The organism is Bacillus sp. SLBN-46 (genome assembly GCF_031453555.1).
Taxonomy (GTDB): domain Bacteria; phylum Bacillota; class Bacilli; order Bacillales; family Cytobacillaceae; genus Neobacillus.
The window spans coordinates 2213491-2233631 of the sequence record NZ_JAVIZM010000001.1 but is presented as its reverse complement, the minus strand read 5'-3'; the positions used below and the strand labels follow the sequence as shown (position 1 = coordinate 2233631).

The window sequence follows — 20141 nt, the reverse complement described above, 5'->3', positions numbered from 1 at the left end:
GTGTACATCATGAATGTAAAAGAAAAAGTACTAGAAGCATTAAAAAGTGTCTTCGATCCAGAATTAAATATAAATGTGGTTGACCTTGGGTTAATATATAATGTTGAAGTTTCTGATGAAGCTGATGTTACGATTACCATGACATTAACTACACCTGGCTGTCCGTTGCATGATAGCATCACAACAGGTGTCCGATATTGTGTTCAAGGACTGGAAGAAACAAGAAATGTGGAAGTTAATCTTGTTTGGGAACCAGCTTGGTCCCCAGAAAAAATGACACCAGAAGGCCTAAAGCTATTAGGACGGTAAACAGAAAAGCGGAAGTGCCCAAATTGGCTACTTCCGCTTTTTTTGATTTATTGTTCTTTTGCTTCGGTAGGCAATGCATTCTTAACTTTTTGTAAAACCTCAGAATCGATGTTTTCATCTAATAGGATGTGCACCATTCCCTCGTCGGTTTCACTCCTGATTAAACGTCCTATTCCCTGACGCAGGCGAAGGAGCATATAAGGTAAGTCCACCTCTTCAAACGGATGTGCAACTCCCTCTCTTTTTGCAGTAAAAACAGGATCATTAGGTGGATATGGTAAGGAATAGATAAACACGTTTTCAAGTGATCTACCTGGAATGTCAAGTCCTTCCCATAGATGAATAGAACATAGAATTGCCTGCTCTTCATTTTGGAACTTGGAAACAAGCGTACTTATTTCTTCATCACCTTCAAAATAAATTGGATATGGAACAGCCTCTAATAGCTTACTTTTTAAGTAGGTCAGTTCTTCTTTATTATTTAAGAGGATAAGTGCACGACCCTCGGTTTTCTGAATCATTTTTACAAGGTATTTTGTTTTTTCAATAAAATTGCCAGGTGAAAACCGCGGGAGATAGATTTTCATTTTTTCATCATAATTAAATGGCGATGAAACAGAAAATGACAGGTAGTCCTGTACACCAAGACTTTTAGCAATATAATCAAAGGACTTTTGATTAGCCAGAGTTGCTGATGAGAAAATAAACGGTTTCTTCTGTGAAAATACCTCTTCTCTCATCACTTCTTCAACCATTTTTGGCATAATGACAAGTGTCCGTTCACCTCTGTTCTCTTCAAACCAAGTAATTCCGTTTAATTCTTGTAGAAAAAGTGATAATGAGTACGTAATTTGTTCTAAATACTCCTCTACAATTCTTAAGTCATATTCATTAATAACATATAATTCACTTTCAAAAACCAACTCTTCTTCTAGCGCTTGAAGAGTCGAGAGCAGTTTTCTGCAAGATTTCATTACTAATGGATGTTTAGTAATTATTTGTTTTTCTGAGCCTATTGATTGAGAGGAAAATTGTGAAATGGTGTTAAAAAATGCTTCATTCTCTAGTAAAGCCTCATCAATCGTATACAATGTCTTTTCACGTACTTCGTTTTCCATTAACCTAGTTAATAGTGTTTCCAAAGTGTAATCTGTAAAGCGGTAACTTAATGCCTTTTGTGCGGCATATTCAAGTAAGTGCCCTTCATCAAATACAACAGATGAATGTTCAGGTAATAATGGGAGCTGTCCTTCTCGTTTTCGTGATTCTTTCGTCCAAACATGTTCCATATAAAAATCATGGGAACAGATAATTAGATCTGTTGAATGACGATAATATTCACGGTGTAATGTCAGACCACATCGATGGCGTTTTTCACAGGAAAAACAATCTTGCAGGGAATCCCAATTAACATGACTCCATTTGTCATCAGATAGACTTGGAAACTCCCTTCTGTCACCGTATTTCTCAAATGCTTGCATAGAGCTTCCTGTGTGAACAAAATCAGGTAATTTCTCATAGATTTCAGAAATATCATCTGAAAAGTCAGTATTCCTCACTTGATCAAGCTTCTTTAAACATAAATACTGATCCCTTGATTTTGCTAAGCGAACATCAATATTTAATCCAAGTACTTTTTCCAGTTTCGCAATGTCGCCCTCTTTTTTCACAAGCTGTTCAATCAACGTTTCATCTGCACAAGCAATCACTGCAGGTCTATTGGTATATCGAGCGTACATAATCGAGTAAAGTAAATAAACAATCGTTTTTCCTGTTCCTACACCGGCTTCAGCAAACATTATTTTTTTGTCCTTGAACGCTTTTTCAAGTTGAAAAGCCATGAAAATTTGCTCATCCCTTAATTCAAAGCCAGCTTCTGGCAAAATATCATAAAATAAATCGCCAATCCATTCACTTAATTTGTCATAAAAGGATTCTGTTTTTGAGATTTCAAACGGCATTCGATTTTGCATAATATCCCTCCAAAAAAAGAAGAGCGCCTCTATTAGACACCCTAGTTCTAAAGAACTTATTTTTCTTTTTACTATTTAATAATAGCTATTTACTTCAATTCCTCTTGTCTTGGTGGACGCTTTCCCCAGTATTGATATAGGTCTGTTCTAATAAAACCATTGAAAAGCTTTCTTTTCTTTGTAGCTGGTTTTCCGTAAAATTGCTCAAACTCTTCATTTGAAGTCAAAATGTAAATCGACCACGTATCTAACTTACTGAATGCTTGACCCATTTCCTTATACATTTGTTCAACAGCCTTCTTCTCTCCTAGTCTTTCACCATAAGGAGGATTTCCAACTATTACACCATATTCCTTCGGTGTTGAAATATCTCTTACTTGCATTTGCTTAAACGAAATGAGGTCCCCAAAACCAGCCTCAAATGCGTTCTCTTGGGCGATTTTTACCATTCGGTGATCAATATCTGTACCTAAAATATCTAACGGCTGATCATAATTCGCCAAATCTTCCGCTTCACTCCGTGCCACATCCCATACCTTCTGAGGGATCCAATTCCAGCCTTCTGAAACAAATTCTCTATTAAAGCCTGGTGCTATATTTTGCCCAATCATGGCAGCTTCAATTGGAATCGTTCCTGAGCCGCAAAATGGATCCATGAACGGACGGTCAGCTTTCCAATTTGTAAGCATAACAAGGGCAGCTGCAAGTGTCTCCTTTAATGGAGCCTCCCCTTGATCAATACGGTATCCTCGTTTATGAAGCCCCTGGCCACTAGCATCAATCGTTATGGTAGCAACATCCTTTAGCAAAGCAACTTCAATACGGTAAAGAGCACCATTCTCTTCAAACCAGGTACTTCGCTTATAATGTTTTTTCAGCCGTTCGACAACAGCTTTTTTAACAATTGCCTGGCAGTCAGAAACACTAAATAGCTTTGATTTGACTGATTTCCCGATTACAGGAAATTCAGCATCCTCTGGAAGGAATTTTTCCCACGGAAGTGCTTTTGTCTTCTCGAATAATTCATCAAAGGTATAGGCCTTAAATTCTCCAACCTTAATTTTTATTCGGTCTGCTGTTCTCAGCCATAAATTACTGCGTGCAATCGCAGATTCATCTCCAGTGTAGATTACCTTTCCATTTTCAACCTCACAGTCATACCCTAATAACCTAACTTCTTTTGCAACTAGTGCTTCAAGCCCCATCGCCGCAGTGGCGATTAATTGATATTTTTCCATTTTTTCACCCTTAACTTATTACATGTATGTATTGTTAACTTTACAGAATTGACCTATGATTTGCTATCATTATTGACAAAAAACACTTAACGAATGCAACTTACTTAGTAAAATAATAAAAAAGCTCCCCTATCAGGAGAGCCGTTTATATCCAGCATACTTTCCCATTAATAACGTTCTGTAAGCCATGTTCTGTACCATAGTACTGCAAGCGACTGTTAGTCTCGTACTTAGGTGGTAATCATCTATCTACAGATTCATAAAGAATCTGTCCTTCTCCTCGTTCAATTCCTCAGAGAAAGCGCCCCTACCATAATTTGGGTTTCTCGCTCGTGGGGTTTACCCGTTCCACCCTTTCTATTTCTAGAAAGGCTACGTCACTGTGGCACTTTTATAGGTATTCATACCATATCCTAATGGACTTAGGTATTTTCCCGGCCGTCAACTGGATGCTAGACCCAGCTGCCCTAGCTTATGATTTCACTAGGCACGAACACTACGAGCATCGCAGCTCGTGCGAGCATGGACTTTCCTCTACAAGTTGCAAAGCTCCTTGCAGCGATTACCCGAACGTCATTAATGAAGACATTTATTATTATATGTAATTCATGCTGTTTATTCAATGGTTATTATTAGGAAATGACTGTACAATCTGTTAATCGTAGAGTTTATTGCCAAAAACATGTTTTTCTAAGTTAGATAATCGCTTTAAAATATCAAAGTTGGTCGTTCCAGCAGGTTGTGCCACTGGCTGTCTTTTCGAACTATCTTCTACTTGTTTACGAAGTCTAAGATTTTCTTGCTGTAAATCCTCGATTTCCTGATGAAAAGTTTCATAATCCTTAATTATTAAATCTAAAAATTTATCAACGTCTTCTTGTTTATAACCACGTACACCAGTCTTGAACTCTTTTTCTAAAATATCCTTAGCCGTTAACTTAACTTTATCGGAAAGCATTAAAATCACCTCAGTATTCGCCAATCGTTACCTATTATTTTTTCAAAAATATGTGCTTTTGTCAATTTTCTTTTGTTTTGAGAAATGAATGATTTATAAATCATTATAAAAATATGCATTAAGAGTACTAAACATACCCTAATAATCCATTTGTTTTAATTGTTCTTCTTCGACAATCGTTTGTAAATCGTAAAACGTAATTAACTCTACAGGGTACTCGTGATTTTTTTGAAATTGTATAGCCATATCATATAGGTATTTAGGGCTTCCCTCTTTTTCCAGATCAAAAAACAGGAGAATACCGTCGCTCTTTTCAATAAAAAATTGATTTTTTAATCTAAATTGCCATGGTTTTTCATATCCCTTTTTTGTTACAGAATCAATAAAATCCGCTCTAGAAAGAACGGATTCGTACCATTCTTTGTTATTTTCGTTCCAGGATGCTTGCTGGTCAAGGAAAGGGGTAATGACTGCCAGTTTAAGCTCAGGATAATCCGTTTGTAATTCAAACAAAACTTCTGCTGCCCATAATTCAGCTCCCAATTGTCCGCTAATTAATACCCATTCTAATCCTTGTTCCACAATTGGTATTAAAGCCTTCTTAAAAGCCGCTTTAATATATTGGACAGATGGGTGATCCTTCTTAAAAATTCCTAATTCAAATGGTTTATATCCTGAAATCGCAAGCACTTTAATCAAAGAAATGTTCTCCTTTATATAAAAATTTTTTTAAATAGGACAAACATTTTTATAAAGCAAGCATACAATAATGTAAACAAAATAAAAACAAGGGCTAGAAGCCCTTGCAATTGAAACATTCTCCTTAAGGACGAGGTCCCATGAATGGTCCTGGGGCAAAGCCTGGGGCACCTGGTCCAAAGCCCGGGCCTCCTGGCGCAAAACCTGGACCTCCTGGTCCAAAACCAGGGCCTCCTGGTCCAAAGCCTGGGCCTCCTGGCGCAAAACCTGGGGCTCCCATTCCCATACCTGGCACGGCATTCGGAGCAGGCATTGCAGCTGGCATAACACCTGGTGCACATGGGTTACAGCAGTTAATATGCTGATTACATTCCTCTTCGCAACATGACGCTGTTTGTGGGCAGAAGTGTTTATGTTGGTACATATGGTGATTTACAGTTGTAGTGTGTACTGGATGAATATGTGGCACCACCGTTGTTGAAAATGTGTGGTTCACAATTTGTTGTGTCGGATGAATGACTGGCGGCATAAAATTAGTTCCTAAATACATTATAATGCTCTCCCTTCAAATAATCTGTTTACATTAACAGCCTATGTTGAAGGAGTTACTCTTGTACTAAGGAAAACACCTATTTTTTACAAATCAGAGAATCCAAAGAAGTCTAATTGTTTATTAATGTTTAATTGGACAAGCAATCTATAACATCGAATAAAAGCTATCTTTCAAGCTTGTAAAAACAACAGCAGTCAAACATACGACAATAAAAAATAAGAATAAAATTGCTTTATACAATATTACCAGCTCCATAGTTTATAGTCGTTTTTTTTCTCAATTCAATTTCACATTTTACCTTTTTCAACTACAATAAACAATATGGAATTGCTGATTTTTTATAATTAATTGTTAAGAATTTGTGGCAATTAATCGAACCATGTCAAAAATAACCATTTAACTAATAATTTTGACGAATTTTGCGCTTACCTGGGAAATTTCGCAAATTTTCGTTCTAAACGTTTAAACCTGTTTTCAAGCTGCTCCAAGGATATTTGACCCTTCAAAGACTTTAGATTTTCCGATTGATTTCGTAGGTATATCGCTTTTTGGCAATATTCAATTGCACGTCGGTACTCTTTATGTCTATGTTCAAAAATTTTCGCTAACTCTACACAAGCTATTAACATCATCTCTTCCACACCAGATTCGACAACATCCTCGAACAATAACCGAGCTTGCTCCCAATTACGTTCTTTTTTCGATTGGTACGCAAGAGTAAGCTTTGCTTGAAAGGATGTAACATCTCTCTCTGTAGTAAGCTTGGTCAACACTTTTTCAGCTTCTTGCTTCTCTCCTAGGTTGGAAAACCAACGACCCACCTCATATGACTCAGCCCTCGTCTGATTTTTATCGATTCCACATAATTGAAAGGTTAAATGTGTATACAATGTAACGAGTGAAAGAATGTCCACTTCATTATGTTTTAATATACCAAGCATCCCATCAGGTTGATTACTTTCAATAAAATCAAAATAAATCATCGGCGCTAAAAACCCTGGAATATCATCTACTCTTTCAACACCCAATACCTCTTTTTCGACTATTGACAATTTTAAGCGCTCCAATTTGTGTTTCCATAACCTTCTTGCAGCATGGAATAAATCAAAATGTCCAAATTTCGGTAGCTTAGGTACATGCTCTCTCACAAGCATGTGTCTTGTTTTCACCTGTGGCCAATCAAACGATTTTCCATTATAGGTAACTAACGTTCTATAATTGACGTTTTCCAAAAAGCTTTGGTATAAAGGAACCTCCGCTCCCGGATGGGGAAGAATATGTTGCCTCAGAATCAGCTCTTCTCCAGAAAAACTAGCATATCCAAGCAAAAAGATTGTATTCCCCACTCCACCACCAAGACCTGTTGTCTCTGTGTCAAAAAAGAATAATTCCTCCGCGTGATGTCCTTGTGCTGACAAGGGATGATTAATGGACTGTTTATTCCATACATCAACAGCGGTAAGAAAATCACGAAAACAGTAGTGTCCATGCTTCTGGGAAAGTGGATATTTCACTTCTCTAATTAAACAGTAATCCTGATCCATAAAATACGGAAAAACACCTACTTGCTCCCATCGTTCCCTGTAAGGAACTTCTTTGATCGGAATCTCCGTTGGAAGAGGTTTTTTAACCTCTCCTGTTACTCCTGCTGATAAATGAGGTTTTAGCCGATTCAACTTGTTTTTTAAAGACATGACTCCACATCCTTGTCTATTTCCGAAACACGAAGGAATGCTTCAAGAATGTTTAAGGCATCCTTTTTAGCTGTCTCACTTACTGTATCTGTTCCAATACATGATGGACATCCTGATTCACATTGACACCGATTAATCATGTTTTTTGTTTCTATGAACACCTTTGACATGCCAGTATATAATTTTTCACTTAAGCCAATTCCACCGGGATAACGATCATAGAAAAATATGGTTGGCTTTTCATTATGATCCGCTTTTACTTGTGGTATCACATGGATGTCTTGTGGGTCAGCCATTACAAACAGAGGAGCGATAGACCTCAGTGCATGTGCAGTACCAATCAGACCTTGTTCAAGCCTCTCATGCCCCATTTCACCAAGTGATCTATTTAGTGATATCCAAGCCGCATTCGTATGAAGCTCCTCTTCTGGAAGATGGATGGGGCCGGACCCGATATTTTCGTGTGTTTCAAATTTTATTTTTTTAAAGATTGTTGCCATAGCCCTTACACTTACATCACCAAAACCTATTTCTGCCTCCTGTAATGGTAGAAGTTTGTCGACTTCTAATACTTTTAATTGAACGGCTAAATTAGCATCAGTAAAATAGTCTACGTCCACTTCCCTCACGAACGCCTTCTTTTCTTCCCAATCCAATTTTTCCACTTGGTATTGGTTACCTTGATGCAGATAGATGGCCTCATCATGTAGGAGTGTCATGGCCGAGAAACGGTCCATTTCTCCAATTACTTTCACATTTGCGACATCCGATTGATCAACAATTATCACATTCTCTTGAGATGCCGATCGCAAACTAATATTATGTGCAGGGAATGAATCATTCATCCAGAACCATTTATCCCCATTCTGATATAGAACTCTTTCCTCTGTTAAATACTCCAATAGTTCTTCCGTCCCAACAGTACCAAACTGTTCTCCTGCTTTAAATGGCAGCTCGTAGGCAGCGCATTTCATATGGTCAATCAAGATAATCAGGTTATCAGGATTTATCCTAGCTGTCTCTGGGCTCTTTTCCAAAAAGTATGCAGGGTTTTGAATGATATATTGATCAAGTGGGCTTGAACTCGCTACCATAATAACAAGAGCCTCTCCATGACGCCTTCCTGCCCTTCCTGCCTGCTGCCAAGCGCTGGAAATAGTTCCTGGATAACCTGTCATAATGCAGACTTGGAGTTGGCCAATATCAACTCCTAATTCAAGTGCATTTGTGCTGACAACACCATATATCTCTCCTGAGCGCAGCCCCTTCTCAATTTTTCTTCTTTCTGTTGGAAGATATCCTCCTCGATAGCCCATTATGGACTTGTCCCCTAACTGATTCTTTACCAACTCCTGCAAATATGTCAGGATGATCTCAACTCTTACTCTACTTCTCGCAAAAATAATCGTTTGAATTTTATTTTTCAACAATTCTCCCGCTATTTTTCGCACTTCTAGAGTTGCACTTCTTCTAATATTTAACGGCTTGTTTACAATGGGGGGATTATAAAAGAGAAAATGCTTTCTACCACTTGGTGCACCGTTATTATCAATAAGACACATTTTTTCTTCTGTTAATTTCTCCGCAAGTTCTAATGGGTTTGCAATGGTTGCAGATGTACAAATAAAAACTGGGTTGCTTCCGTAGTAACGACAAATTCTCTTCAATCTTCTAATTACATTGGCAACATGACTTCCAAACACTCCTCGATACGTATGGAGTTCATCAACAACAATGAATTTTAGGTTTTCAAAAAGAGACACCCATTTTGTGTGATGCGGGAGGATCGCTGAGTGAAGCATATCAGGATTTGTAATCACTACATGTCCTGCCTGCCTTACCCTTTGGCGAATATTAGCAGGTGTATCGCCATCATACGTATAACTATTAATATTTACCCCTGCTGCATGAATAATTTCATTTATTTCACTTTTTTGGTCCTGAGCGAGTGCTTTAGTAGGGAATAAATACAATGCTCTCGAATTAGGATTCTGTAGAATCGATTGGAGAACTGGAAGGTTATAGCAAAGGGTTTTCCCTGAAGCCGTCGGTGTAACAGCAACGATACTTTTCCCACCCATAGTTTTCTCATAGGCTGATTTTTGATGGGTATATAGTTGCTCTATTCCCTTTGTTTTTAATGATTGTTTCAACACCGGGTTCAGCTCATCTGGGAGTGAAACAGATTGTGCTGGTTTTTCAGGGATCGTATGCCAAGTAACAATATTTTCTTTAAAATCTTCATTTAATTTCAATTCTATTAACATTTCTTGCAGGCTTTTCTTTCCATACATGCTCTTCACCTCGTTACTTACTTCTATTTCAGCGAATGAACGTTCGTAAAAAAAGTATATCATAAAAATAAACTATTGATGGAATTTTTGTTACAATAGAAGATAACTGAAATAAATTTGTAGGTGATGGAATGAAAATAGAAACAATTAAGAAAGTTCTTTCGGAATTCTCGCTTTTTCGAGAATTAAATGATCTGGAATTAACAAAAATAACTGACATCGCTATTGCCCGAGATTGGAAAAAACAGAGCCATGTGTTCCTTCAAGGTGACCCGCTTGAAAATGTTTATTTTATTTATGATGGCAAAATAAAAATTTACAAAAGTGATATTAATGGGAAAGAACAAATTGTAGCCATAGCAAAAAAAGGAGAAATGTTTCCTCATGTTGGTTTTTTTAGAAAAGGAGATTACCCAGCTTATGCTGAAGTAATCGAACCAACAACACTAATTGCTGTTCCCATATCAAAATTTGAATCTGTGCTTATAGAAAACCCTGAACTATGTATTAAAGTGTTTAAGGTACTTGGTGAAAAAATTGTAGATTTACAAAACCGATTAGAAGAGCAAATTTTGAATAATACGTATGAACAGATTATCAAGCTGATCATTCGTCTTGCACAAAAGCACGGTCAAGAAAAAGGTGATGGAACCATTCTATTAAAATCAGAATTCACCAATAAGGACTTGGCCAACATGATTGGTACCACACGGGAAACTATCAGCCGAACACTCACTAAGATGAAGAAGGATGAACTAATCGAAGTAGATGAAGAAGGCAATATGATTGTTGACATAGAAATACTAATGGAAGAAATTCATTTAATTTAATCCTATTAATAAACAAAAACCCGCCAAAGACGGGTTTTTGTTTATTTTACAGCAAGCTGAAGCATTTCTTCCATATCTTCTTTTGCCGTACCAATTAATTTTAAGTTAAATGTTTCTTGGAGGACCTGAAGAACTCCTTCAGAAATAAATTCTGGCGGTTTAGGTCCAATGCGGATATCTCGGATACCTAAGCTGAAAAGTCCAAGAAGAATAGCAACCGCTTTTTGTTCAAACCAAGATAATACAATACTTACGGGAAGCTCGTTAATTTCACATTCGAAGGCATCAGCTAATGCCATTGCAATTTTCACCGTTGAACCGGAGTTATTACATTGCCCAAGATCAATGTATCTTGGAATATTTGTCCCAGGAACAACCCCATAATCCACATCATTAAAGCGGAATTTTCCACAAGAGGTGGTTAAAATAACTGCTTCTGGTGGCAGGGATGTTGCCAGTTCACGGTAATAATCACCTCCATGCCCAGGAGCATCACATCCAGCAATAACAAAGAACCGCTTAATCTTCCCTGCTTTTACCGCCTCTATTACCTCAGGTGCTAAACCTAAAACCGTTTCATGATGAAACCCTGTTAGTAATGTCTCATTTGAATCTACTGCTGCTTCAGGAAGCTCTAATGCTCTCTCAATTAAAGGAGAAAAGTCATCGTTCACAATTTTTTCTACATTCTCTAGCCCGGCCACTTCATATGTGAACATTCTATCCGCATAAGTCCCTTTAATAGGCATAACACAGTTAGTAGTTGCCAGTATAGCTCCAGGAAATGCCTCAAAAAGGCGGCGCTGATCATACCATGCTTTACCGATATTACCTTTTAAATGGGTATATTTCTTTAATGCAGGATAACCATGAGCGGGCAACATTTCAGAGTGGGTATATATATTTATGCCCTTTCCTTCTGTTTGCTTTAATAACTCTTCTAATGCAAAAAGATTATGTCCAGTAACAACAATACATTTACCCTCAATTTTATTTTGACTTACACGGATAGGTTCTGGAATGCCTAGACGATTGGTATGGGCTTCATCAAGCATTCCCATCACACGGACAGCTGCCTGCCCTACTTTCATCGCCATGTCGATATGTTCCTGCACGTTAAAGTTAGAATTGGTTAACGTTAAGTATAATGCCTCATGTGTGGTTGCATCTACAAAAGCATCTGTATATCCCAGTTGATTAGCATGTGTGCGATAAGCTGCAATACCTTTTAATCCAAAAATAATGGTATCTTGTAAACTGGCAATAGTTTCATCTTTTCCACATACTCCAATAACTTTACAACCACCTGATGGTGTTTGTTCACACTGATAACAGAACATGTATTTTTCCTCACTTTCCTAAAACTACTGCCTAGCATACAAACAATCACACAATATTAATGTGATATATATCACAGAAATTCAAGTTGTAATAAATCGTTCAAAAGTTTATAGCCATATTATGGCGGCACCTCCCTAGTTTCATCTGCATATTATATGAAGTGAAATATTGGAGTGAGGAGGAACTATTATGTCATCTATGCTGCCTGAAGATAAAAATAACGGAAAGAAACCATTGCCTGAGCCTTTTAGGGAATTATTTAAATCGATGAATGATTTCTTCACTGAAAAACCAGTAAGGGGATTTTTACAATCAATTGATGATTTCTTTAAAACTCCTTTTCCAGTTGGATCTGGTTTTCATGTAGAAACGGTTGAAACCGGAAAAGAATATATCATCACAGCTGAACTTCCTGGGGTAAAAAGAGAGCAAATCAATTTAAATATTACGGGAAATTACTTAACCATATCAGTAGAAAATAAAGAGCTAGAAACAGAAGAGGACGACATAAATAAACTATATCGCCAAAGAATTACTCGACAGCACACATCCAGGACCATTTCACTTCCACATGCAATCAATGAAAAAATGGTAAAAGCCTCCTACAGGGACGGCTTACTACAAATTAAAATCCCGCAAGAAAAAGGAAAGATGATCGAAATTGAAGATTAAAAAAGCACTAAAAGCAATGAGGCTGACTCACGTAGCTATGAGTCAGCCTCTTCCCTCATACTTTAAATATCCCACCAAATCCTTTTACAAGCGATGATACTTGATTGACAGCATTCATCATTTGTCCTGCAGTATTAACCATTTTCGTAAAATCTACCGATCCATCTTGTGATTTAAAGGAATTTAATAATGATTGTACCCCACCTGGTTGTTTAGGAATCATATTTGATTTTGGATAAGGATTCATCATCGGGTATCCATTCATAGGCATGTAGGATTGGGGAGGATTCATTTCCTCCTTTGGCTGCAACGGGTTCTGGAAAAGAAATTGCGAATCCTTTTGAGAATATGGTTGACTCTGGTATGGCGCATTTTGTGGCACATAGCCTTGTTGATAGTTTTGATTATATGGCTGAAGTGTCTGCGGGTAGTATGGATTTTGTTGTTGATAGGGATTCCATTCATAATTTTGAACTTGATTTTGGTAAGGATATGGCTGGTTTCGATTCATATTCGGTTGCTGCCATTGAGTGCTTACCGGATCTTGGTGCATCATTTGCCCCGAGTATCCATAATTAAAGAAATGATTTGGTCTTTTTCCACTGATCATGGGCAAACATCTCCTCTTTATCATTCTCTATTACACAGTTTATGAAGAACTGAATAAAAAGGTGATTATTTTATAGCAAAGGACATTGTCAAATAAAGAGGAATTTTGTCTAAAGTTTAAATATTTTAAAAACTAGGAATCCTTTCTTTTCGTGTTACGATAATAAAAAGGATGAAGGAGGAGCTAAATATGGACATTCACGAATTAAAAAGCAAATTTATTCAAAGTCGGGACTATCAAACAGATGACGTTAACGCATTAATGGATTTTGCTAAGAAAGCGTATATTCATAACGAAATTAGCATTAAAGAATATCGCCTACTTGTCCGTGAACTTGAAAATCAAGGTGCGGTAATACCTAAGACAGAAAGCGAAAACTCCCTCATCGAAAATTCATAAAACACCTATTAAAGAGATGCCTCAGCATCTCTTTTCTATTTCTTTAATTCTTTTATAACTTCCTGCAAGAAATAGTCTACTGTACGATGCGCATTTAAAAACCTTGTTCTACTAGTTTCAGGAAAGAAGGCTTGAATGGATAATTGTTCAATATGTTCTGATGTAGTGTCAATTTGCTTTAAATGAAGATGTTTATGATCGGTCACTGTCAGCCATTTTTTCATTTCCTTTTTCCACTCGTCATTTATGCCTTTCACTTCATCTGAAAATGGTTTAATTACATCGTTAAATTCATACTTTATGCCTGTATTCCGTCCTTCCTGGTAATATTTCATGAATAATTGGTTATAATTCAAAAGCTTTTCTGTTAAATGGAAAATTTCTTCTAACATTTCTTTTATTCCCTTCTACTAATACAAAATAAAAAAGTAGCAGTTTCCATTGCTACTTTTGCCAGGTACTTTCATTTTAACGGTAATTAAAATCCTAATTCAAGTTTTAGAGCTTTTGCTATTTGTTTGTTGTCTGAGTACCCATCTAATATGTCTGGAGTAGCACTTTGGTTTTCTATTTTATTTTCTATGGCTGAAAGTTTTTGAACGGGTATCGTGAATTTTTCCTGTTCCTCTTGATTTAAACTGGTGCGAAGGTCGGAGAAAGATGCTTCAAGAACGGACTCCAATTCTTCTAATTGATCGTATATCTCTGTCAGCATAGTAAGCAATTTTTCCTTTTCGGACAGCGGCTTATTCATATATAAATCCTCCTCGCATTATTCTATTAGGTATAATTCTCCTTCTTTCATAGGCTTCCTTCCGGCATGACAAAACTAGAAGCAATTCGTCAAAGATAGTGTCAAAACTGCATATTACTAATGTCTATTCGACATCTTTTAAGTTCGCATGAAAAATTGAAAAACCGCACAAGCTACTATTGGAGGTGTTTTAAAAATGGCAAAAAAGACAAACCAAACCACTAAACAAACACAATCAGAAACAGCAAAAAGAACAGGCTATGGTGATAAGAAGCTAGAGGGCCCTAATCGCCCAGCTGAGTAAAAAAACAGCAAAAAAAAGCAAGGGAAACCTTGCTTTTTTATTCCCACTTTTTCAATTGCAATACTTGATGGAGTGACAGCATTAATTGAAGCTGATGTGATTTTTTATAATACCAATCTGTAAGATGTATCGGATGTCGATGGCGGGCAGGGAAATACAACCAAACTGGAGATACTCGCCTCTCTAAGCTCCAGTCCTTGTAAGAATGCTGATGATGTTCAATTACTGGAAAGGTGGCCCTAAGTACTGGAGTCCTTCTCTCTGTTTTATTCTTAAAATACTTTTCATAATCATATCTTGATCCAGTATGCGGTGTTTTCTCAGCAAACTCCAAAAAGTATGGGAACAACCTTGGATGAAAAAGGATACTCGCCAATCTCTTACCTAAATTTATTCTCTTCGATAATGATTTAAATCCATTAACACTTGCACCATACACTTCCCCCCCGCAAGTAGGAAACAGGACACAGCTAAAATGAAGCCAATCCTGAAAAGAAAAAATCATAGAATGAAAGACCTTTTTCTTATATACAGGATGCTCAATCACAGGTGTATGGATCACATTTTGCTCATTAATTATCAAAGCCCTTGTGAGCCTTTCCTTATCATTATTAATCCAGTATCTCTGCCACTCAATTTGTATAAAAGAAGATACATGGAAATAAGGAAGTAAATGAAACATTGGCCGATTTATTTTCGTCGAATATTCATAGAGCAGCAATTGTGGAAAAACGTCATGAAAAATAAGCCAGTTAGCTCTCTCGTACGTAAGGAAAAGCTGTTTCCTCACTTTTTCTGCTAAAAGATGCGGAAATATGTGTCCCTCGAGATCACACATATTCCATCCGCCGTTTCTTGAAACCATGCTTGCAAGAAAGGACCAAATGATATCAGGATTTTTCTTAAAATATGTAAAATAGGCTTCTGTTCTTGATACGTTATCGATGTTTTTCTTATTCGTTTCATGTATAATTTGACGAATGATTGTTTGTTCCTGTATCGTTAGGTGATTCATATTCATTGTTCATCTTCCCTTATATTTTTTAATAGAGAATGAGTCCTATGGATTTACGCCTTCTAAGAAAAATGAATCATGATTATGTAGAACTTTCACGGTACAATTGTTATTAGAGTGTGTTAACAACTATATTTTATACACCTCAATTACTCTAAGATTTGGTATGATAGGGAATAGCTTGAGAGGTGCAAAAATATGAATTTTAACTATCCGAATGGAAAAAAGTACAAACCGAATGAAGAGGAATCTGGAAATACAATCAAAAAAAAGAAAAACAGTTCTTATAGTAACCGGGGTATGACACTAGAGGAAGATTTAAATGAAACAAATGAATACTATCGTGAAAGAAAAATTGCCGTGATTCACAAAAAACCTACACCTGTTCAAATCGTTCAGGTTGACTATCCAAATCGAAGCGCTGCAGTTATTAAAGAAGCTTATTTTAAGCTTGCGTCTACTACTGATTATAATGGGGTATATAAAGGTAAATATATTGATTTTGAAGCAAAAGAAACGCAAAACCCTACCTCCTTTCCATTGAAAAACTTCCACGAGCACCAAATTCAGCATATGGAAGAGGTCATTTCTCAAGGAGGTATTTGTTTCGTTATTCTTCGTTTCACCAAATTTGAACAAGTATTCCTGTTAGAAGCAAAACATTTGTTAATGTATTGGGAACGAATGTTGAGCGGTGGTAGAAAATCAATTACCAAAGAAGAAATTGAAGAAAAAGGTCATCACATTCCACTTGGATTTCAACCTAGAATTAACTATATTAAAGTAATAGAAAGACTTTATATCTTCTAAAAGTGGAAAAGTGGAAGTTAGAAAGGAAGGAATTATAATATGTCTGAACAATACAAATCAAGAGAGGAGCGCCGAAAGAAACTCCAATCCAATGGTAAACCAAAAGCCAAGAAAAAATCAGGCGGACTTTTTAAGAAAATATTTTTAAGTCTTGTTATTCTTGGAATCGTAGGTATTATTACTGGAGTTGGGACTTTCGCCTATTTAGTAAAGGATGCTCCCGAACTTGACCCTAAACTATTGAAAGATCCAATCCCTTCTAAAATATTAGATAAAGATGACAAACCGATTACTGAAGTAGGTGCCGTAAACCGCGAATATGTGAATTATAAGGACATACCAAAGCAAGTTGAAAATGCCATTTTAGCGACAGAAGATTATCGTTTTTACAAGCATCACGGGATTGACCCCATTCGCCTTGGAGGAGCCGTTATAGCAAACTTCCAACACGGATTTGGTGCAGAAGGTGGTAGTACCATTACCCAGCAGGTAGTTAAAAACTCCTTTTTAACTCATGAAAAAACATTAAAGCGAAAAGTTCAGGAAGCATGGCTTTCGTATAAGCTTGAACAACAATATACAAAGCACCAAATCTTTGAAATGTATGTAAATAAGGTGTTTGTATCACAAAACAGTCACGGTATTGCTACTGCGGCAAAAATTTATTATGGCAAAGAACTAAAGGATTTAACGTTATCAGAAGCTGCTCAAATTGCAGGGATGCCTCAAAGTCCTAATAACTATAATCCATTTACACACCCTGACTTAGCTGAGAAAAGACGGAACATCGTCTTAACATTAATGCATCAGCATGGATATATTACAAAAGAGCAAATGGAAGAAGCGAAAAAGGTTTCAGTTGCATCGACCGTTTTACCACCAGATCAGCGTAAGGTAGATGAAGACCCATACGGTGCATTTGTTGATGCTGTTATTGATGAAGTAAAAGCAACTACCGATTTTGATATTTTTACAGATGGTTTAACGATTTATACAACCTTAGATACGAATGCCCAAGATCAAGTAGAAAAAATCCTAAATTCAAGAGAAGGTATTATTAACTATCCAGATGAAGAATTTCAAGCTGGTATTGCCCTTTTAGATACAAAGACAGGAGAAATTCGGGCCATTGGTGGTGGACGGAACCAGCAGGTAAAGCGCGGTTTCAACTACGCAATCGATACTCAGCGCCAGCCAGGATCAACGATAAAACCTGTTCTTGATTACGGTCCTGCGATTGAATATTTAAATTGGGGAACATATGAAATGATTGAAGATAAACCCATTACATATTCAACTGGGAAAAAATTCGGGAACTGGGACCAAAAGTATAAAGGCCCCATGACGATTAGAACTGCCCTGCAATTATCTAGGAACACCCCTGCCGTTCAGGCACTACAACAAGTGGGCTTAGATAAAGCAATGGAATTTGCTTTAGGTCTTGGTATTCCTTTAAAAGAGATATATGAATCCTATGCCATTGGAGGATTTGGCGGCAAAACCGTTGGTGTTTCCCCACTAGAAATGGCTGGAGCCTATAGCGCATTTGGAAATAATGGTCTTTATACAAAACCACATGCTATAAATAAAATAAAATTGCGTGATGGTACAATGATTAGCTCTGAACCTAAACCAAAGGTAGTCATGAAGGATTCAACTGCCTTTATGGTTACAGATATGTTAAAAAGTGTTCTCGTATCTCCTGGAACAGGAACAAGAGCAAAAGTACCAGGACTTCCAATTGCCGGAAAAACAGGAACTACAAATTATACAGATGAAGAAATGAAGAAATGGAATATAAAAAGTAGCAGCTCTGTCCCGGATGCTTGGTTTACTGGCTATACTACCAATTACACTGCATCTATTTGGACAGGATACAAAGACCGCTCAACACCAATTAAAGCAGTCGGAGACAATCAAAGAATTGCACAGCTGATCTTTAAAAATCTTATGGCTTATATCTCAAAAGATATTGAAACACCTGATTTCAAGATGCCTAACAGTGTGCAAAAGGTTAGAATCGAAAAAGGATCCATGCCTCCAGTACTTGCTAGTGAATATACGCCGGATAGTGAAATCACTACAGAATATGCTGTAAAAGGGCATGCTCCTAAAAAGGTATCCGAGAAGTATACCAAACTTGAGGCACCAGCAAACGCAGGTGCAAAATATGATGAAGTTACTAAAAACATTACATTAACATGGAACTACAACAACCCTAAAAACTTACCAGTTACGTTCGAAATTACTGTCAATGATGGTTCTGCTCAAAAGAAATACACACAAGCAGAAACTACATTAATGATACCAGCAATTCCAGGAGCAAAATATTCCTTCTCAATTATTGCAATTGTAGATAATAAAAGGAGTGACCCTGCTACTACTGCCATTGAGATTCCTACCCCTGAAATTGATCAAGGGAATGGGAATGGCAACAACGGTGATGGAAATGGAAATGGAAATGGTAACGGTAATAACAATGGTAATGGAAATAACAATGGAGACGGCAACGGAAATGACGGTGGAGATGGTGGGGACCAAGGTGGTACCACCCCTCCGGCTACACTTCCTGGAACTCCTTCAAGTGGTCAAGGTTCAGGATCGCGTGAACCATTATAATAAAAAAATCGTCTAGGCTAATGGCTTAGACGATTTTTTTATTAATTTCTTTGCATAAAGCTTTTGTTGTTCCAACATCAGTTCTGACAACTGACGGTATGAATGAAACAAAGTAGGTCTTGATTGGATAAACTCCAACCTTTCTACAATATTTACCGGTTTATATTGGAAACTTTCATATGGTATTGGTCCACGGTTGATGTACTCTGTATCATTTGAAACCATTAAAAAATGAAGAAATAGGTTGATCCCCTTTTCCATCGATTCTTTTGTGTTTTTTTGGTCACGTTCAGAAAATAGTTTTTCAAGCTGTCTTTCAATTTGTTTCCATTCACTCAAAATCGTAGAGGCCGCATCGCTTTGTTTATCCATGATTTTCAACCTTTCCCTTCATCCTCTTCCTGCCTTCCCTGCATAGCTCTAACAGCGGGCAGCTTGGACATTGTGGATTTTGGGCTTTACAATGATATCTTCCAAAAAAGATTAACCGATGATGGGTAACGCCCCATTCCTCTTTTGGAACTTTTTTCATTAACGTTTTTTCCACTTCTAAAACTGAATCCTTCCAACGACATATCCCTAAACGCTTACTTACTCTTTCAACATGTGTATCAACCAGCAATAGCAGGGATATTATAGGCAACTGACACAACGACGTTTGCCGTCTTCCTACCCACTCCAGGAAGCTTGGTTAACTCATCTCTGTCTTTTGGTATTTCTCCACCGTATTCATTCAAGACCATTCTGCATAGACTTTGAATGTTTTTAGCTTTGTTTCGATAAAGGCCAATAGACCGAATATCATTCTGCAGTTCTTCAAGTGGGACATTTAAGTAATCTTCTGGTGTTTTGTACTTTTGAAATAAGTCTTTTGTCACCTTGTTCACAAGTACATCTGTACATTGTGCTGAAAGTGCGACGGCAATAACCAGTTCAAAAGGATTGGAATGGTTTAATTCACAATGTGCGTCGGGAAACATAGCTCCCATCTGGTCTAAACAAAAACGAATCTGTGTATTATTTAGCAAAGATATCACCTAACCTGTAATAATGAAATAAAAACGAGAGA

General features: G+C 37.1%; 20 protein-coding genes, 1 other RNA gene and 1 pseudogene. 7 read left to right on the top strand and 15 right to left on the bottom strand.

Annotated elements, in window-relative coordinates:
* Positions 1-9: 9 nt before the first annotated feature.
* The gene (locus QFZ87_RS11485; RefSeq protein ID WP_309861228.1) at positions 10-309 is read left to right on the top strand and encodes a metal-sulfur cluster assembly factor; all 300 of its coding nucleotides are present in this window, start codon (positions 10-12) and stop codon (positions 307-309) included.
* A gap of 47 nt (positions 310-356) precedes the next feature.
* On the opposite strand, the gene QFZ87_RS11480 is transcribed toward QFZ87_RS11485, so the two are convergent.
* The 8 genes from QFZ87_RS11480 to QFZ87_RS11440 all read right to left on the bottom strand — a co-directional run bounded on the left by QFZ87_RS11480 (position 357) and on the right by QFZ87_RS11440 (position 9718).
* On the bottom strand, positions 357-2282 hold the full coding sequence (locus tag QFZ87_RS11480; RefSeq protein ID WP_309861225.1) for an ATP-dependent DNA helicase: 1926 nt from the start codon (positions 2280-2282) through the stop codon (positions 357-359).
* A gap of 89 nt (positions 2283-2371) precedes the next feature.
* Positions 2372-3520, bottom strand: a complete 1149-nt coding sequence (locus QFZ87_RS11475; RefSeq protein WP_309861222.1) for a THUMP domain-containing class I SAM-dependent RNA methyltransferase — start codon at positions 3518-3520, stop codon at positions 2372-2374.
* 176 nt (positions 3521-3696) lie between these two features.
* Positions 3697-4094, bottom strand: an RNA gene (rnpB, locus tag QFZ87_RS11470) — RNase P RNA component class B.
* Positions 4095-4175: 81 nt separating this feature from the next.
* Positions 4176-4478: a cell division regulator GpsB gene (gpsB, locus tag QFZ87_RS11465; protein WP_308083421.1), complete on the bottom strand. Its 303-nt coding sequence runs from the start codon at positions 4476-4478 to the stop codon at positions 4176-4178.
* Between the two features lie 138 nt (positions 4479-4616).
* Positions 4617-5174 carry an SLOG family protein gene (locus tag QFZ87_RS11460; protein WP_309867815.1) on the bottom strand — a complete coding sequence of 186 codons (558 nt, stop codon included), beginning with the start codon at positions 5172-5174 and terminating at the stop codon, positions 4617-4619.
* Between the two features lie 127 nt (positions 5175-5301).
* Positions 5302-5727, bottom strand: a complete 426-nt coding sequence (locus QFZ87_RS11455; RefSeq protein WP_309861219.1) for a CotD family spore coat protein — start codon at positions 5725-5727, stop codon at positions 5302-5304.
* Between the two features lie 428 nt (positions 5728-6155).
* Positions 6156-7424: a ribonuclease H-like domain-containing protein gene (locus tag QFZ87_RS11445; RefSeq protein WP_309861217.1), complete on the bottom strand. Its 1269-nt coding sequence runs from the start codon at positions 7422-7424 to the stop codon at positions 6156-6158.
* Complete coding sequence (locus QFZ87_RS11440) at positions 7415-9718, bottom strand: DEAD/DEAH box helicase (protein WP_309861214.1); 2304 nt, start codon at positions 9716-9718, stop codon at positions 7415-7417. Before QFZ87_RS11440 ends, QFZ87_RS11445 begins: the two co-directional genes overlap by 10 nt.
* Before the next feature lie 131 nt (positions 9719-9849).
* Here QFZ87_RS11440 and QFZ87_RS11435 point away from each other — a divergent pair, with 131 nt between their 5' ends.
* Positions 9850-10548 carry a Crp/Fnr family transcriptional regulator gene (locus QFZ87_RS11435; RefSeq protein ID WP_309861210.1) on the top strand — a complete coding sequence of 233 codons (699 nt, stop codon included), beginning with the start codon at positions 9850-9852 and terminating at the stop codon, positions 10546-10548.
* 41 nt (positions 10549-10589) lie between these two features.
* Here QFZ87_RS11435 and hcp read toward each other — a convergent pair whose 3' ends face one another.
* A complete protein-coding gene (gene hcp / locus QFZ87_RS11430) occupies positions 10590-11888 on the bottom strand; it encodes a hydroxylamine reductase (protein ID WP_309861207.1) in 1299 nt (432 codons plus the stop codon).
* A gap of 190 nt (positions 11889-12078) precedes the next feature.
* Here hcp and QFZ87_RS11425 point away from each other — a divergent pair, with 190 nt between their 5' ends.
* A complete protein-coding gene (locus tag QFZ87_RS11425; protein WP_309861204.1) occupies positions 12079-12561 on the top strand; it encodes an Hsp20/alpha crystallin family protein in 483 nt (160 codons plus the stop codon).
* A 55-nt stretch (positions 12562-12616) separates the two neighbouring features.
* On the opposite strand, the gene QFZ87_RS11420 is transcribed toward QFZ87_RS11425, so the two are convergent.
* Entirely contained in the window at positions 12617-12943 is a 327-nt protein-coding gene (locus tag QFZ87_RS11420; protein ID WP_309867812.1) for a YppG family protein, read from the bottom strand.
* Between QFZ87_RS11420 and QFZ87_RS11415 the strand changes: the two genes are divergently transcribed.
* Together QFZ87_RS11415 and QFZ87_RS11410 are read left to right on the top strand one after the other, a co-directional pair.
* The gene (locus QFZ87_RS11415; protein ID WP_309868117.1) at positions 12862-13140 is read left to right on the top strand and encodes a hypothetical protein; all 279 of its coding nucleotides are present in this window, start codon (positions 12862-12864) and stop codon (positions 13138-13140) included. The genes QFZ87_RS11420 and QFZ87_RS11415 overlap by 82 nt on opposite strands.
* Positions 13141-13360: 220 nt before the next feature.
* Positions 13361-13570 (top strand): YppF family protein, encoded by a 210-nt coding sequence (locus tag QFZ87_RS11410; RefSeq protein WP_309861200.1) that lies wholly within the window; start codon positions 13361-13363, stop codon positions 13568-13570.
* A gap of 35 nt (positions 13571-13605) precedes the next feature.
* Here the strand turns inward: QFZ87_RS11410 and QFZ87_RS11405 are convergent, their stop codons facing one another.
* From QFZ87_RS11405 to QFZ87_RS11395, 3 genes are all read right to left on the bottom strand, one after another.
* Positions 13606-13962 carry a DUF1798 family protein gene (locus QFZ87_RS11405; protein ID WP_309861196.1) on the bottom strand — a complete coding sequence of 119 codons (357 nt, stop codon included), beginning with the start codon at positions 13960-13962 and terminating at the stop codon, positions 13606-13608.
* A gap of 86 nt (positions 13963-14048) precedes the next feature.
* Positions 14049-14324: a hypothetical protein gene (locus QFZ87_RS11400; protein WP_309861193.1), complete on the bottom strand. Its 276-nt coding sequence runs from the start codon at positions 14322-14324 to the stop codon at positions 14049-14051.
* Between the two features lie 341 nt (positions 14325-14665).
* Positions 14666-15643: a DUF2515 family protein gene (locus QFZ87_RS11395; RefSeq protein WP_309867809.1), complete on the bottom strand. Its 978-nt coding sequence runs from the start codon at positions 15641-15643 to the stop codon at positions 14666-14668.
* Between the two features lie 198 nt (positions 15644-15841).
* Here QFZ87_RS11395 and recU point away from each other — a divergent pair, with 198 nt between their 5' ends.
* Together recU and QFZ87_RS11385 are read left to right on the top strand one after the other, a co-directional pair.
* On the top strand, positions 15842-16453 hold the full coding sequence (gene recU / locus QFZ87_RS11390) for a Holliday junction resolvase RecU (protein WP_309861191.1): 612 nt from the start codon (positions 15842-15844) through the stop codon (positions 16451-16453).
* A gap of 39 nt (positions 16454-16492) precedes the next feature.
* Positions 16493-19072 (top strand): transglycosylase domain-containing protein, encoded by a 2580-nt coding sequence (locus QFZ87_RS11385; protein WP_309861189.1) that lies wholly within the window; start codon positions 16493-16495, stop codon positions 19070-19072.
* 12 nt (positions 19073-19084) lie between these two features.
* Here the strand turns inward: QFZ87_RS11385 and QFZ87_RS11380 are convergent, their stop codons facing one another.
* Complete coding sequence (locus QFZ87_RS11380; RefSeq protein ID WP_309861186.1) at positions 19085-19444, bottom strand: YpoC family protein; 360 nt, start codon at positions 19442-19444, stop codon at positions 19085-19087.
* Positions 19437-20100: pseudogene (nth, locus tag QFZ87_RS11375) on the bottom strand (endonuclease III). The gene QFZ87_RS11380 and the pseudogene nth overlap by 8 nt, the downstream one beginning before the upstream one ends.
* Positions 20101-20141: the final 41 nt, after the last annotated feature.